Genomic DNA, 15,390 nt, shown 5'->3' on the forward strand with positions numbered 1-15,390 from the left:
CGAAAGAGGGCGTTTTTTGAAGTTCAAAAAACGCCTGCTTCTTTCATCTTCAAATATCGTGTTACCAACTCAACGCCGAGCTGCTCCGTTCCTGCATTTATCACGCTAATGCCATGTGCCCTCAAACGGTCATGAACATCAGCCTGTGCATTTTCGTAGGCGACCGTTGTGCAGTAATCAAGTGCTTCGTCCAGGGTTTGTACTGGCGCTTGCCTCAGATGAGCAAGCAAACCTTCCCTCAGACTCGCGATCATTACCAAATGCTGGATACTTAGACGTTTTACGGCCGCGACCAACTCATCGTCTTCTTCCCTGATGTTGGTGATCAGCACCACCAGTGCCCTGCGTTTTTGTCGGTTCAGTATTTGTTGGATAGCTGTCTGGTAGTCAGCCGACCGTTGCGTGGAGTCAAGATCGTAGACCCCGTTGAGCAGGACGTTGAGTTGCCCGCTGCCTTTTACCGGATCGAGGTATCGGGGTTGATCGCCAGCAAAGGTACTCAACCCCACGGCATCGCCCTGACGCAAGGCGACATAGCTGAGCAGCAGACAGGCATTCAGCGCATGGTCGAAGTGTGACAGCTCGCCGTCCTGGCTGCGCATCTGCCGACCGCAATCGAGCATGAAGATGATCTGTTGATCACGCTCGTCCTCGTACTCGCGCGCAATCGGGGTACGCTGGCGGGCGGTGGCTTTCCAGTCGATCTGGCGCAGGCTGTCGCCTTCGCGAAATTCGCGCAACTGGTGAAACTCCAGGCCTTGGCCGCGACGCTGGCGCTGACGCACACCGAGCTGGCTGAGCCAGTTGTCCACTGCCAGCAACTGCCCACCGTAGAGCCTTGCAAAGTCCGGGTAGACGCGAATATCGCCGGGTACGTCGAGCAGGCGTTTGCCTGACCACAACCCCAAGGGGCTGGGCAGCTGAATTTCGCAGTGGCGGAAAGTGAAGTGGCCGCGCTGGAGCGGGCGCAAGCGGTAGCCGACCTCGCTGAACTGGCCGGGTGGCAGTGCGACCGACAGTGGCAGGTTTTCGAAACTCAGCCCCGGTGGCACGTGATCGAACATCTCCAGCGTTACCGGCTCGCTGAAGTCGTGACTGACCTGCAACCGTACCTCGCTCCAACGGCCGAGTGCCAGGCTGCCGGGGATTTGCCGTTGCACCCGGGGCGAGGGCATGCGCCGCAGGCGAACGGCGTCGAGCAACGCCAGCACCAGCAGGGCCAACAGTAAACCCCAGTTGATCGCCGACAGACTGGCGGGTGTCGGGATGTCGAGTGCCTGCACGGTGCCCAGCAGCGTGCCAACGGCCAGCAGAATGGCCAGCCAGATCAGCAGCAGGCGTGATGGTTTCATGGCGCTGCACCGGGCTGTTTACTGAGAAGATCGCAGCCTGCGGCAGCTCCTGCATAGAGCGCGATCCCCTGTAGTAGCTGCCGAAGGCTGCGATCTTTTGATTTTTCCTGAATTCTCATAGGCGCGGCGCCGGCACTTGGTCGAGCAGTTGCTGCAGCACCTGATCGACCTGCAAACCTTCGATGTCCAGCTCCGGTGTCACCCGCACCCGATGACGCAACACCGAGAGCGCGCAGCCCTTGATGTCATCGGGAATCACGAACTCGCCGCCACGCAGCAACGCCCGGGCGCGGGCGCAACGCACCAGGGCGATGGAGGCACGCGGCCCGGCGCCCAGAGTCAGTCCGGGCCAGGTGCGGGTGCTGCGCGCCAGGCGCACGGCGTAGTCGAGCACCTGATCATCCAGCGGCAGATCGCTGGCAATGCGTTGCAAGGCCTGCACATCCTTGGCTTGCAGAACCGTGCGCAGCGGCTGCACGTCGAGCATGTCGGCGCGGGTCGAACGGCTGACCTGACGCACCATGTTCATTTCCTGATCGGCGTCGGGATAACCCATCCGCACCTTGAGCATGAAGCGGTCGAGCTCGGCTTCCGGCAGCGGGTAAGTACCTTCCTGTTCGATAGGATTTTGCGTCGCCAGCACCATGAATGGCTGCGCGATGGGCAGGGCGCGGCCTTCCAGAGTGACCTGGCGTTCCTGCATCGCTTCGAGCAGCGCGGCCTGGGTCTTCGCCGGTGCGCGGTTGATCTCGTCAGCCAGCAGAAGGTTGGTGAACAGCGGCCCTTTGCGCAGCTTGAACTGCTCGGTGTGCAGGTCGTACACCGCGTGGCCGGTGACGTCGCTGGGCATCAGGTCAGGGGTAAACTGGATGCGCGCGAATTCGCCACCGAAGCACCGGGCCAGGGCGCGGACCAGCAAGGTCTTGCCCAGGCCCGGTACGCCTTCGAGCAACACATGACCACCGGCGATCAGCGCGGTGAGCACGTCATCGATCACCGCGTCCTGGCCGATCACCGCCTTGTGCAACTCGCTGCGCACCGCTTGCGCCAACTGGCTGGCACGCTGGCGTTGCTGGGCGGCGTGGGTCGCGCTGCCGGGCTCGATCTGTTCACTCATAGCGTGTTCCTCAAGGTTTGCAGGTGGGCGACCTGGCGGCTGAATTCGGCAGCGGACAAGCGCTGCTTCGACGGTGGGCTCAGGGCCTGGCTGATGGCGCGGGTCGGTTGCCGGGTCAGACGGGACAGCACCAGCCATTGTTCGGCAACGTTCAATTGATCAAAACCCGGATGACGGCGGCGAGCGCGGCGCAGCACATCCTGTTGCAGGGCTTGCAGCAAGGTGTGCTGGCCGTTGTGGCGCAGGATGAAATCGGCACTCGCGCGCAGGTGTTCCTGCAACTGCCGGCGGCCCGGTGGCGCGGGGGGCTGAAGCGGGCCGTGACGTACCGACGCCTGCCATAACCACAAGCCGGTCAAGGCGAGCAGGGCGACGATGGCCTGCGGGAAATAGCGCCAGAGCAACGTCCAGATACCCTCGTGTTCGCTGTTGAAAATCAGCGTGACGTCGGTGTCGGCGCTCAGGTACCAGAGCAGCCAGGCATTGTCGTACCTGGCAATGTCCGGGTTTTTCCACAGGTCGGCGTCGGTGACGACCGTCACGGTGCCGAGGCCCCAGGCCAGTTGCATCATATGCGTGGCCTTGGCGCTGTTGGCCCAGGCTTGCGCGAGATTCTGCGGGTCTTCGAGGTGGAAGTCAGTGTCGAAACCGACGTAGGCCGGCGCGTCTTCATCTTCCAGATAGAGTTTGGTCAGTTTCGGGTAGCGGTCTTTTTCCAGATCGTCCGGAGGATCTTTCAAATCCTTGCTCAGGGACTGATGCAGTTGCACCCGATCCAGCAGCAGGTCGTTGCTTTGGTGGGTCTTCTCGTCCCACAAAGCCTCGGCAACGAACACCAGCCGTCCGCCAGCCCGGGTCCAGTTCAAGACCTGATCGATCTGGCGCGGCGACATCTTCGCGCGGTCACTGAACAACAGCAGGGTATGGCCGTGTGGGTCGATGTCTTTCAGGGGGGCCAGGCTTTCGGCATGGCTGACGCTGAGGCCGCGATCACGCAGGAACATTTCCGCTGCGAGGTAGGGGTTGGCCTGCGCAACAGGCGCGGGGCCGTGATCGATCACTTCTTCATAGGGCCGCGCCTTGAGGTACACAAAGGCAGCCAGGCCGCCCAGCACCAGAACGAGCAGGACACCGATCACCCACGCAATGCGCCGACTCAACGGACGCCTCCGGGGCTGAACACGTGGCGCCAGCCATCGCACAATTCCCGTTGCAGATGGGCGGCCGGCACACGATGCCCGTAAGCCATGTTCTGCCAGTGTATGGTCAGGCGGCGGCTGTAGTCGAACAGTTCGGGACGCTGCAGTTGTTCGATGCGTGCCAGTATCTGGTTTTCCGTGTCGGCGGGTTTCAGCGTCAGGGCGAAGTCATGTAACAGGTGGCTTAGCAGCCCGCGATACAGCAGCCCCAGTGCCCCACGGGGATCGCTTGCCCAAAGCTGTTCGGCGCTGGCGGCGATGTCGTCGGGCAAGGTTTCCCGGTTCAATTCCAGGCCGAAGGTTTGTGCGGGGATCGGCTGTTTGCTGCGCACGGGCAGGTTGGGGCGGCGGCTGACGAAGGCTTGCAGAAACTCGCGATAGCGCCAGATCAGCCAGCCCGATGCGGCGAGCAATGCGCCCCACAGCAGTACCTCGATGACCTTCGCCAGTGTGTTGAGGTGCTGGCCGTCGAGCCAGCCGAGCAACGTCTTCAGCCACTGCGCAGCTTCGCCGGGTTTCCTGTCCTTGGCCGGCGTGGCCGGATCGTCGCCAAACCGGTAGCGAGTGACCGTTTCCTTGTTCTTGAACGGTGGTTGCTCCAGCAGCGTCTGGATGCTGTCGCGGGAAGCCTGACTGGTCAGCGGCTGGTGCAACAGTCGCGGCGCATTCGGACCGTCTGCGGTGTTATCGGTGTCATTGGCCCATGCCGGTTGCAGGTTCGGCAGCACCAGACAAATCGCCAGCAGCAAGCCGAGCACGCCGTTGTTCAGGCGTTGGCGCAAGCGACGAAACACCAGTTCAATGTCCCAGGCTTCCAGTTGCGTGCGGCGGTTAAGGTAAAGGCTGAAACCGCACGCCACATAGATCGGTTCCCACACCACCAGCACCAGCGCGTAGAAGGCATTGGACAAGTGTTCCAGCCAGCGCCAGTGGTGGTCGGGTGCGAGGATCAAGGTCTGCCAGTCCCAGTCGATTTCAACCTGTTCGGGCAGCAACATATAGAAGAGCACCATCAGGCCGATCCACAGCGATATTTCCAGATGCGCGCCGATGATCGTCAGCCTTTGCGCGGCACCGGCGTTGCGTTGCAGCAGCAGGTGCAGGCGTTGCTGTCGAGCGCTGCCGTCGAGGCCTTCGAGTTGCACCACCGGCAGGAGGAAACTGCGGCTCAGACTGAGGCGGCGCCAGGTGAGGCTGGCGAGCAATTGCGGCTTGAGCAGGCGCGGCCATGCGCGCAGGGCTTGCCGCAGTGTCGGTGTTTCACCGAACAGCGCCTTGGACAATATGTACAACGGCAGCCGCTCGAAGGCCGGTTTCAACCACCAGAAGATGAACACCGCCAGCGACGGCGAATCCCACAGCAACAGGCTGAGCAGGACGAACAGCGGCAGGGTGACGATGGCCCAACTGGTCATCAGCAAACGCCGATGCCGTTGGCTCATGAGTACGCCCAGGTCCATGGCTTCCCAGGTGCTGCGCGGGCGGATCACCACGGTTGCGTCATTCAGGCGCATGGCGAGTCCTTCCGGCGAACAGCAGATACATCGTCACCAGCAGCCAAAGTGTGGCGCCGACGGCGTATTTGGTCATCGCCGTGACGCTGGTTTTCGATGACCAGTAGGCCTCGATGAACGCGGCGATCAGCAGGAACAGCATGACACCGCACACCAGCAGCACACTGGTGCGCGCCGCCACTCGCAAGGCCTCACTGCGGGTCAGGCGTCCCGGCGCAATCAACGCCCAACCCATTTTCAGACCGGCCGCACCCGACAGGGTAATGGCGCTGAGTTCGAAGGCGCCGTGGCCGATCACGAACGACCAGAAGGTCTGGCCGAACCCGATTTCGCTGAGGTGTCCGGCCACCGCGCCGATGACCATCCCGTTGTAGAAAAGAAAAAACGCGCTGCCCAGGCCCATCAGCAAACCGCTGGCGAACGTCTGGAAGGCGATGCCGATGTTGTGCATCACGTAATAGCCGAACATCACCCAGTCTTCGCTCGCCGCACGTTCCGCAGAGCGACCGAGGTGCCCGGCCACGGGGTCGTACATACCCTGCATTTCACGCACCTGTTGCGCCGGAATCAGGTTGTAGACCAGTTCCGGGAACAGATAGACCAGCAGCCCGACGCCGATCAGGCTGCCGAAGAACAGCAGGCCTGCGACCAGTACAAAGTGCCACTCGGCGCGCACCAGGCGCGGGAAGTCCGCAAGGATGAAGCTCAGGACATTGGCGCCAAGTCGGCTGCGGTGCCGGTAGAGCTGTTGATGCCCGCGCAGCACCTGTTGCTGCAACGAGTCGATCAGAAAACTGCTGTAGCCGCGTTCCTGCGCCAGCGCCAGGTGCTGGCACAGTTGGCGGTAAGCCTTGGGGAAATCGGCGATCCGAGAGGTGTCCTTGCCGTGCTCGAGACGTTCCAGCACCAGGGCAAAACGCTCCCATTCGGCCTTGTGTCGGCTTTCGAAAAGGCTCTGCTTCATGTCGGGCCCAACAAGCCGCGGGCGATGCCATTGAGCTCAGCGACGGCTTTGGGCGCGGACATGTGCAGCGGCTGGGCCAGCAACGCGGCCAGTTCGTTGACCCGTGCCGGTGACAGCTCAGCCTGACGCTCGGCAAAACCGAGCAGTGCGCGCTGTTCGGCCAGCGTGAGAGGAACGGGGGAGCGGCGAGGGATGGCCTCAGGTAATTGCGGGCGGCTCAAGGGCCTTTCGCTGTACACCACCAGCGTGCCGGCGGCGAGATCACCGAGGCGTTTGAAGGCCGGATGTTGCAGGCAACTGAGGGCACCGAAAAAGTACCCGAACGGCAGCAGGTCGACAAAACGCAACAGGTTACGCAGCAATGAGGCGGACCAGCCAACCGGTGTGCCGTCATCGTGGACCACCCGCAGGCCCATCCACTGCTTGCCCGGCGAGCGTCCCTGGCGCAGCACTTCGAACAGCACCATGTACCACCAGCTCACCGCAAACAGCAGCAGCGAACCGAGGCCCACGCCCGGTTTTCCGAGGAAGGCCAGGGCCATGAACAGCGCGCCGATGATCAACCCGCGAATGCCCAGGTCAATCGCGAACGCCACGGCCCGCACCATCAACCCGGCCGGGCGCAATGGCAGATCGATGCCCTCCGGCGTTTCAACCTGGAACCGCGTATCCAGCGGCGGGGCCAGCGGTGCTTTCCTTGGCGGTGCTGTGGGTTCGGACATGGGCTACCTGATGTTCGCCTGTTCGGGGTGCAAGTGCGTCCGATGCTAGCAGCCTCTCGGGGGAAAACGACATAACTATGTATTGCACATCGTGTGGCGCGAAGTGCTTGAATGACACGAGGCTGGCCGCGACGGCGGTTGAACGCCTAGACTTCGCCGATCTTCAGTTCAGGAACCGCCCGTGACTTCAATCTTTTGGTACGACTACGAAACCACCGGCATCAATCCCCGCAACGATCGTCCGCTGCAGGTTGCCGGGATTCGCACCGACCATGACCTCAATGAAATCGACGAACCGGTCAACCTCTACTGCCAGCCCAGCGAAGACATCCTGCCGCACCCGGCAGCGTGTGCGATCACTGGCATCACCCCGAGCCGTCTTGCTGAACAGGGTCTGAGCGAAGCCGATTTCATGACCCGGGTGCATGCGCAACTGGCCGCACCCGGCACGTGTGGCGCGGGTTACAACACGTTGCGTTTCGACGACGAGATGACCCGCTACAGCCTGTACCGCAACTTCTTCGACCCCTACGCCCGTGAGTGGCAGGGCGGCAACAGCCGCTGGGACCTGATTGATGTCGTGCGCGCTGCCTATGCGTTGCGCCCGGATGGCCTGGTCTGGCCAACCGATGACGAGGGCCGCGTGACCCTCAGGCTCGAACGCCTGACCGCCGCCAACCACATTGATCACGGTCATGCTCACGAAGCGCTGTCGGATGTGCGCGCCACTATCGCACTGGCGCGCCTGATCCGGGAAAAACAACCCAAGCTCTATGCATGGCTGTTCCAGTTGCGCAGCAAGCAGAAGGTCATGGACCAGATTCGCCTGTTGCAGCCGATGGTGCATGTCTCCGGGCGTTTCTCGGCGGCGCGCAGTTACGTCGGCGTGGTGCTGCCGCTGGCCTGGCACCCGAAAAACCGCAACGCCCTGATCGTTTGCGACTTGCACCTCGATCCGCAAGGGTTGCTGGACCTCGACGCGCAAACCCTGCGCCAGCGCCTGTATACCCGTCGCGATGAATTGCTCGACGGTGAATTGCCGGTGCCGCTCAAGCTGATTCATGTCAATCGTTGTCCGGTGGTGGCACCGCTGGCGGTTTTGCGTGAGGCAGACCAACAGCGCCTGGGGCTGGACATGGCGCTTTATCAGGAGCGGGCGCTGCGACTAACTGACGCACAACAAGTTTGGAAAGATAAAGTTGCGGCTATTTATGCGAGCGAAGATTTCATCCCGAGCGAAGACCCGGAACAACAGTTGTACGACGGATTTATCGGCGACCGTGACCGGCGTCTGTGCGAGCAAGTGAGAACCGCAGATCCTGCTCAATTAGCACAAGAGCAATGGCCTTTCGATGACGAACGGCTACCTGAATTACTCTTTCGATATCGAGCGCGCAACTTTCCGGATACGTTGAATTCCGAAGAGCAGGAACGCTGGAGAATATTCTGTCAGCAACGTTTGACGGACCCAGAGTGGGGCGCGCCGAATACCTTGAAATCATTTTCCGAAGCCATTGAGCAGTGGGCGTTTAATGCAACACCGGTGCAAAACGAGGTACTGGATCAATGGCGCAATTATGTCCAGACATTGCGCAAACGTTTGGATCTTTGAAAGCGAACATGTTCGGTGCTGAATGCCGGGCATAAAAAACGCCAGCGTATGCTGGCGTTTCTTTTTTTGCCGCAGAGCGATCTGCGACGGAGCTTTGGCTTAGCCCAGCAGGGTAGCCCAGCCTTCAACGACGTCGCCGCCCCACTTGGCTTTCCACTCTTTCAGGGTTTTGTGGTTGCCACCTTTGGTTTCGATGACTTCGCCGTTGTGCGGGTTTTTGTATTGTTTAACTTTGCGAGCACGCTTGGTGCCAGTAGTTTTTACTGCGCCGCCACGTGGAGCCTTGGTTTTTGCTTCCGGGTCCAACAGCGCGATGATGTCACGCAGGGACTTGGAGTATTCTCCCATCAGGGTGCGCAATTTGCCTTCGAATTCCAGTTCGGCTTGCAGTTTGTCGTCTTGCGACAGGTTCTTCAAACGAGCCTGCAGCTCTTTGATAGCTTCTTCGGTGGCGCGATATTCGTTGATCAAGGACATGATTACTACCTTAGTAGAGTGCGGGATGGCAGGGGACAGTGCGGTAATAATAGTCAGGCTGTTTCATCAAGTAAACATTTAACCGGGGTTTTTATTTGAATTAGTTACGGAGGTTTCGCGATCAATTGAATGTTCAGTTAAATAGTGTGATGCAGTCATCACAGATATTCACAAATGTCTGATCAAATCGCGCCACTGCAGCGCCACCACCTTGACGGTATGCCCCGTCAAAAAGCCGTATAGCCATGCGTTACCGAGGCCGGTGTTCATCAATACTGCAGTTTTCCTGCGCAGTCGCTAGAATGGCTGCCTTTGCGAAGTTCTGGAGTTTCCCCCTCATGCGCACTTTTCGGCTGGTCATATCTTGCCCGGACCGCGTTGGCATCGTTGCCAAAGTCAGTAACTTTCTGGCGTCCCATAACGGCTGGATCACCGAAGCCAGCCACCACTCGGACAATCAGAACGGCTGGTTTTTCATGCGTCACGAAATTCGTGCCGACTCCTTGCCGTTTGGCATTGAAGTGTTGCGCGAAAAGTTCGCGCCTATCGCCGAAGAGTTCTCGATGGACTGGCGCATCACCGACACCGAGCAGAAAAAACGCGTGGTGTTGATGGCCAGTCGCGAATCCCACTGCCTGGCCGACCTGTTGCACCGCTGGCACAGCGATGAGCTGGACTGCGAAATCGCCTGTGTGATTTCCAACCACGACGACCTGCGCAGCATGGTCGAGTGGCACGGCATTCCTTATTACCACGTCCCGGTCAATCCGCAGGACAAGCAGCCGGCCTTCGCCGAAGTGTCGCGCCTGGTCAAACAGCACGATGCTGACGTAGTGGTGCTGGCGCGCTACATGCAGATCCTGCCGCCGGACATGTGCCGTGAATACGCGCACAAGGTGATCAACATTCACCACAGCTTCCTGCCGTCGTTCGTCGGCGCCAAGCCGTACCACCAGGCTTCCCTGCGTGGCGTGAAGCTGATCGGTGCGACCTGCCACTATGTCACCGAAGAGCTGGACGCCGGTCCGATCATCGAGCAGGACGTGGTCCGTGTCAGCCACAGCGACAGCATCGAAGACATGGTGCGTTTCGGCCGTGACGTCGAGAAAATGGTGCTGGCGCGCGGCCTGCGCTATCACCTTGAAGATCGCGTGCTGGTACACGGCAACAAGACTGTGGTGTTCTGATCGAACTCACGCAGGCTTGATAAACCAAGGGCTTGGGCGTTCAATCGCTCAAGCCCTTTGTTGTTCAAGAACCGAGGAAATGCTCATGAGTGATCCACTGGACAAAGCCACTTCAAAAGCGCCCGCGACTTTGGGAGAAGGTTGTCTGAGTCGTTATGATCCGGATGACCTGAGTCCTGAAGACGGCACCGAGTTTCCGGACGCTGCACAATTGTGGGAGCAACTCCAGGAACAACAGGACGACACTAAGAAGTCTGTCTGACGCTCATCAACTTCTTCAACAATGGCCGCCCGAGCATCAGCAGAAACACCGGGCCACCGACCAGCAGATAGAAGTAGTACGTCACCACTCGCCAGATCAGGATCGCCGCCGCTGCGGTGGATTTACCCACCATCGGCGCCAGCAGTGCCGCCGAAGTCAACTCCGCAGCCCCCGCACCGCCCGGCAGCAGGCTGAACTGTCCGGCGCCCAGCGAAAGCATCTGCACCAGAAAACTCCACGCCCACTGCAAGTCGGCGCCGAGTCCGCGCAACGCCAGATACAACACGCTGTAGCGCAGTAACCAATGCACGCACGTCAGGGCAAAGACTCTGACCAGTGTTTGCCAAGGCAACTTCAAGGTATCGGTAAACGCCGCGAGAAAGTGCAGCAACTTGCGCGCCCAGCGGCGTCGGGTCCCCACCTTGACGTTCATGCGCGCCAGCACAAGCCCGCTCAGACGAATCAATGCGCGGTGATAGCGGGCCACCAGCACGCAACTGAACAATCCGCCAAACAATGAAACCGCGCTGACCATCAACAGCCATTCCAGGCGGTCGCTGAGGTGTTGAAACAGCGCGTAAATCAGAATCCCGCTCAGGGCGCAAAGGAAAAACAGCAGGTCGCTGAGTTGATCCATGGCAAACACCGCGCTGCCCCGCGCCGGGCGCACTCCGCAACGGGCGAGCAGGGCCATGATGGTCAGCGGGCCACCGCTGCCACCGGGGGTCGCGCAATAGGCGAATTCGGCGGCCATGACCACACCAAGACTTTTCAGCGGCGTGACCCGGTCGCGCTGATCGCCGAGCAACAGGCGCAAACGCAGGGTGTTGATGCCCCAGCAGAGCAGGATCATGCCGAACATGATCAGCAGCCAGCTCAGCGGAAAGCTTTGCAGCCGCATCCAGGTGTCGCTGCCACCCAGCACCCAGGGAATCAGCACGGCCGCGATCAGGCCGACCAGCAACAGAAAGCCGCGACTCATGCGGCACGCCCCGGTTGACCGCGCTGTTGCACAAGCCAGTTGATTTTGGTCATCGGTACGCGTCCATCCGCCAGCATTCGTTCAAGGGTATGTAACCAGTAATCACGGGAGAAACCGTGGCGCATGTCCACCGGGTGCAAGCCCAGGCGAATCACCGGTGCCTCGCGCCAGCATCGTCGACGCCGCTCACTGACGAATTTCGACACTCCTCGGCGCCAGGCACTGCGGGCGCTCCAGACCAGACCGGGAGCGTCGATCACGGTGAAATCCGGCAAGCGATAAACGTGTTGCGGGTCACTGGTGTAGCTCAGCGGCAATTCGCGCAGTGCCTGACGGGTGCCGTCGCTCATCAGCCACGCCGGGGCGACGAAACCGTGCAAGGGCCAGTCATGCCGCTGGAACAGTTCGATACCGGCGTGAAGTCGGGCGAGGGCGGCTTCCCGGGACAAGCCATAGAACTCACCTTCATGGGTGTAGATCCGCCGCATGAACCAGTCCCGTGGCGTGGTTGGGGCAGGCTCGTGGTCGTCATGAAAATAGCCGTGCAGCGCCAGTTCATCGCCACGCTCGACACGCTCGCTGAGCAAACGCTTGAAGTCCGGGTAAGCGTCGAGCGGGTTGTGCCGATGGAAATCCGGCACCACCAGCCACGTCATCGGCACATTGCCCAGCGCATCCACCGCTTCGACCAATGGCTGGTAGTCCGCCCAGGTCGATGGCGCCACATCGTGCAGCACCAGCAGCAGGGCGGGTGGATTTGTGCAATCAGCCATTGGCCGCTCGCGGCAGTGTCTGGCCGAGAACGGCGTGATAGTGACCGAGCAGGCTGTCCACCACCGTGTCCCAGGCGTAATGCCGCTCAGCATGCTGACGCGCCTGCGCGCCGAGTGTGTCGGTGCCGCGACTGAACAGTTCGCGCACGGCGTTGGCCATGGCTTGCGGATTATTCGGCGCGCAGAGCAGACCGCACGCTTCGCTCACGATTTCCTCGAAAGCACCGGCCGCCACGGCCACCACGGGCGTACCGCAGGCCATCGCTTCGAGGATCACCAGGCCGAAGGTTTCCTGATCGCCGGCATGCACCAGCGCATCGGCACTCGCCATCAGCCGGGCGACTTGCGGCGCCGGGCAGAACTCGTCGATCACGCTGACATTCTCCGGCACCGCGCCAGGCATCGATGATCCCACCAACAGCAGGTGATAGCGCGGACCGAGGCGTTGCATGCACTTGAGCAGCACCGGCAGGTTTTTCTCTTTCGAACCCCGACCGGCGAAAATCAGCAGTCGGCTGTCTTGGGCAATGCCCAGTTCGGCACGCAGGCCAGGGTCGCGTGCGCTCGGGTGGAAAGTTTGCAGATCAACGCCCAGCGGTTGCACATAGACATTGCGCACGCCGAGGCCGATGAGCTTGTCGGCCATCACTTGGCTGGGCGCCAATACCCGGTCGAAGTTGCCGTACAGTCTGGTGACGTAGGCCTCGATATTGGGCGTGACCCAATGGCCCATGCGGTTGCCCACCAGCAGGGGCAGGTCCGAGTGATAGAAACCGATCACCGGCACATCCAGTTGTCGCCGTGCATCCAGCGCCGCCCAGGCCGTGAGGTACGGATCGCCAACTTCGATCAGATCGGGCTGCAGATCCTGCAGGACGTTTCGCCAGGGCGCGAGGCGAAGGGGAAAGCGATAGCCCTTGCCAAAGGGCAGTGCCGGGGCGGGCACCGTGTAGACACCGTCATGTTCGCCGAAATGAGCACCGGGGATCAGCAGGCTGTGGCGAGTGCCGAGCCTGACGCCCAATCGGCGGTGTTTGGCGTCCAGGTAAGTGCGAACCCCGCCGCTGGCCGGAGCGTAGAACATGGTGATGTCGGCAATGTGCACGGTAAACAACCCTCCGCTGCGTGGTTCTCCCTTGGTTGACCTTTATCAAGAATAGATGTTCGGTCGGGATTGCGCGGTAGGGTGTCAGTGATGTTCCGCTACGCATTGCAGGCCGCCATCGCTGGCTCTTGCTAGCTCCCACAGGGGATTTGCGACAACACAGATCCAATGTGGAAGCCGGCCTGCTGGCGATGAGGGCCGTACAGACTTCAGATGCGGAAACTGCCGACCAGTTGCTTCAGGCGCGAAGCCTGTTGCTCGAGATCCGAGCAAGCCCGCAGTGTCGCCTGCAGGTTCTCCACGCCTTCCTGGTTCAGCGTGTTGATCTCGGTGATATCGACGTTGATCGACTCGACCACGGCGGTCTGTTCCTCGGTTGCCGTAGCCACCGACTGGTTCATCCCGTCAATCTCGCCGATCCGCTGGGTCACGCTGTTGAGGCGCTCTCCCGCGAGGTTGGCAATCTCCACGCTGTCCTGGCTGTGGCGCTGGCTATCGCTCATGGTGCTCACCGATTCACGGGCGCCGACTTGCAGCTCCTCGATCATGGTTTGCACCTGTTGCGCCGATTCCTGGGTGCGATGGGCGAGGTTGCGCACTTCGTCGGCGACCACTGCAAACCCGCGTCCTGCTTCCCCGGCCCGGGCGGCTTCGATCGCGGCGTTCAGCGCCAGCAGGTTGGTTTGCTGGGAAATGCTGGTGATCACTTCGAGAATCTGGCCGATGTTGACGGTTTTGCTGTTCAGCGACTCGATGTTGCTGCTCGATGCGCTGAGCATGCTCGACAGTTGATTCATCGCCTTGATGCTGCGATCCACCACTTGCTGCCCATCTTCGGCAAGGCCACGGGCGTCGCTCGCCTGGTTCGATGCCTGCGCGGCGTTGCGGGCGATTTCCTGCGCGGCGGCGCCGAGCTGGTTGATCGCTGCCGCCACACTGCTGGTGCGCGAGGCTTGCTGATCCGAGTTGTACATCGACGAGTTCGATGCGGCGACCACCCGCAGCGCGACTTCGTTAACCTGACCGGTCGCGGACGACACCTCGCGGATCGAGCCGTGAATACGCTCGACGAAACGGTTGAACGCGGTGCCCAGTACGCCGAATTCATCGTTATTGACGATGGTCAGGCGTTTGGTCAGGTCGCCTTCGCCGTCGGCGATGTCTTCCATGGCGCGGGTCATCACGTGCAGTGGCTGGATCAGCAGGCGGATCAGCATGCCGAGCAGGGCAATGATGATCGCCACGGCAATCACGGTCGCGATCACCGCGGAGGTGCGGAACTCGCTGAGCATCGCAAAAGCCTGGTCTTTATCCACCGACAGACCGATGTACCAGTTCACCGACGGCAGACCTTTGATCGGTGCGAAGGTGACGATGCGGGTTTTGCCATCGACGGTGACTTCGCTGAAGTCGCTGCTGATGCGCGGGGTGTCCTGCGGATAGGCTTCTTTCAGTGATTTCATCACCAAGGCCTTGTCCGGGTGCACGAGGATCTTGCCGTCGGCGCTGACCAGGAACACATAACCCATGCCGTCGAAATCACGGGCGGCGAGGGTGTCGACCAGCGACTGCAGGCTCAGGTCACCGCCCACCACGCCGACGCTCTGGCCGGCCTTTTTCGAGGCGGTGGCGATGGAGATGATCAACTGGCCGGTAGCGGCGTCGATGTACGGTTCGGTCAGGGTCGAGGTGCTGCTGCCCTCGGCGCCTTTGTACCAAGGGCGAACCCGTGGGTCGAAACCGTCTGGCATCTTCGCATCCGGGCGGATGGTGAAGTGCCCGGTGGCATCGCCGAGGTAGGAAGCCATGAACGTCGAAGTCAGGGCCTTCTGTTCCAGCAGGCTGGCGACGTTGGCAGGTTCGGGGTTAATGGCGATGTTCTGGGCGGCGTTCTCGATCAGCAGGATGCGACCGGTGAGCCAGGTCTGGATATTGCCGGCGGTGACCTCGCCCATCTCGTTGAGATAGTTGTTCAGGTCATCGCGGATCGCATTGCGCTGCAACCAGTCGTTGTACAGCGTAAACGAGGCGAAGGCGGCGATGACGATGAGGGCGGCGGCAAGCAAAATTTTATGGCTGAAGCGCAGATTTTTGTTCATGGCTTGGGGTTCCGCTAAGGTCTTA

General features: G+C 60.9%; 14 protein-coding genes and 1 pseudogene. 3 read left to right on the forward strand and 12 right to left on the reverse strand.

The window, feature by feature from the left end; all coding sequences use genetic code 11:
* Window positions 1–23: 23 nt before the first annotated feature.
* The 6 genes from AACY19_RS07200 to AACY19_RS07225 form a co-directional block, all read right to left on the reverse strand.
* A complete protein-coding gene (locus tag AACY19_RS07200; protein ID WP_339449340.1) occupies window positions 24–1,352 on the reverse strand; it encodes a DUF58 domain-containing protein in 1,329 nt (442 codons plus the stop codon).
* Between the two features lie 115 nt (window positions 1,353–1,467).
* A complete protein-coding gene (locus tag AACY19_RS07205) occupies window positions 1,468–2,469 on the reverse strand; it encodes an AAA family ATPase (RefSeq protein WP_339449342.1) in 1,002 nt (333 codons plus the stop codon).
* A complete protein-coding gene (locus tag AACY19_RS07210; protein ID WP_339449344.1) occupies window positions 2,466–3,629 on the reverse strand; it encodes a DUF4350 domain-containing protein in 1,164 nt (387 codons plus the stop codon). The genes AACY19_RS07205 and AACY19_RS07210 overlap by 4 nt, the downstream gene beginning before the upstream one ends.
* Window positions 3,626–5,182 (reverse strand): DUF4129 domain-containing protein, encoded by a 1,557-nt coding sequence (locus AACY19_RS07215; protein ID WP_339449346.1) that lies wholly within the window; start codon window positions 5,180–5,182, stop codon window positions 3,626–3,628. Before AACY19_RS07215 ends, AACY19_RS07210 begins: the two co-directional genes overlap by 4 nt.
* On the reverse strand, window positions 5,169–6,146 hold the full coding sequence (locus AACY19_RS07220; protein ID WP_339449348.1) for a stage II sporulation protein M: 978 nt from the start codon (window positions 6,144–6,146) through the stop codon (window positions 5,169–5,171). The genes AACY19_RS07215 and AACY19_RS07220 overlap by 14 nt, the downstream gene beginning before the upstream one ends.
* The gene (locus tag AACY19_RS07225; protein WP_339449349.1) at window positions 6,143–6,868 is read right to left on the reverse strand and encodes an RDD family protein; all 726 of its coding nucleotides are present in this window, start codon (window positions 6,866–6,868) and stop codon (window positions 6,143–6,145) included. The genes AACY19_RS07220 and AACY19_RS07225 overlap by 4 nt, the downstream gene beginning before the upstream one ends.
* Before the next feature lie 181 nt (window positions 6,869–7,049).
* Here AACY19_RS07225 and sbcB point away from each other — a divergent pair, with 181 nt between their 5' ends.
* Window positions 7,050–8,480 (forward strand): exodeoxyribonuclease I, encoded by a 1,431-nt coding sequence (sbcB, locus tag AACY19_RS07230; protein ID WP_339449351.1) that lies wholly within the window; start codon window positions 7,050–7,052, stop codon window positions 8,478–8,480.
* A 99-nt stretch (window positions 8,481–8,579) separates the two neighbouring features.
* Here sbcB and mvaT read toward each other — a convergent pair whose 3' ends face one another.
* Complete coding sequence (gene mvaT, locus AACY19_RS07235; RefSeq protein WP_085689457.1) at window positions 8,580–8,957, reverse strand: histone-like nucleoid-structuring protein MvaT; 378 nt, start codon at window positions 8,955–8,957, stop codon at window positions 8,580–8,582.
* 338 nt (window positions 8,958–9,295) lie between these two features.
* Here mvaT and purU point away from each other — a divergent pair, with 338 nt between their 5' ends.
* Window positions 9,296–10,144, forward strand: coding sequence for a formyltetrahydrofolate deformylase (gene purU, locus AACY19_RS07240; protein ID WP_339449354.1), 849 nt, complete (start codon window positions 9,296–9,298; stop codon window positions 10,142–10,144).
* Between the two features lie 85 nt (window positions 10,145–10,229).
* Window positions 10,230–10,406 carry a hypothetical protein gene (locus AACY19_RS07245; protein ID WP_339449356.1) on the forward strand — a complete coding sequence of 59 codons (177 nt, stop codon included), beginning with the start codon at window positions 10,230–10,232 and terminating at the stop codon, window positions 10,404–10,406.
* Here the strand turns inward: AACY19_RS07245 and AACY19_RS07250 are convergent.
* The 5 genes and pseudogenes from AACY19_RS07250 to AACY19_RS27860 all read right to left on the reverse strand — a co-directional run.
* Complete coding sequence (locus tag AACY19_RS07250) at window positions 10,390–11,388, reverse strand: lysylphosphatidylglycerol synthase transmembrane domain-containing protein (protein ID WP_339449358.1); 999 nt, start codon at window positions 11,386–11,388, stop codon at window positions 10,390–10,392. The two genes, AACY19_RS07245 and AACY19_RS07250, sit on opposite strands and share 17 nt — an antisense overlap.
* Window positions 11,385–12,161, reverse strand: a complete 777-nt coding sequence (locus AACY19_RS07255) for a polysaccharide deacetylase family protein (protein WP_339449360.1) — start codon at window positions 12,159–12,161, stop codon at window positions 11,385–11,387. The genes AACY19_RS07250 and AACY19_RS07255 overlap by 4 nt, the downstream gene beginning before the upstream one ends.
* Window positions 12,154–13,245: a glycosyltransferase family 4 protein gene (locus AACY19_RS07260; RefSeq protein ID WP_339449621.1), complete on the reverse strand. Its 1,092-nt coding sequence runs from the start codon at window positions 13,243–13,245 to the stop codon at window positions 12,154–12,156. The genes AACY19_RS07255 and AACY19_RS07260 overlap by 8 nt, the downstream gene beginning before the upstream one ends.
* A gap of 230 nt (window positions 13,246–13,475) precedes the next feature.
* Entirely contained in the window at window positions 13,476–14,240 is a 765-nt protein-coding gene (locus AACY19_RS27855; RefSeq protein WP_371043227.1) for a methyl-accepting chemotaxis protein, read from the reverse strand.
* A gap of 93 nt (window positions 14,241–14,333) precedes the next feature.
* Window positions 14,334–15,365, reverse strand: a pseudogene (locus AACY19_RS27860) (HAMP domain-containing protein); the annotation flags it as partial.
* Window positions 15,366–15,390: the final 25 nt, after the last annotated feature.

Origin of the sequence: Pseudomonas sp. EA_5y_Pfl2_R50, assembly GCF_963970475.1 — a bacterium.
Classification (GTDB): Bacteria; Pseudomonadota; Gammaproteobacteria; order Pseudomonadales; family Pseudomonadaceae; genus Aquipseudomonas.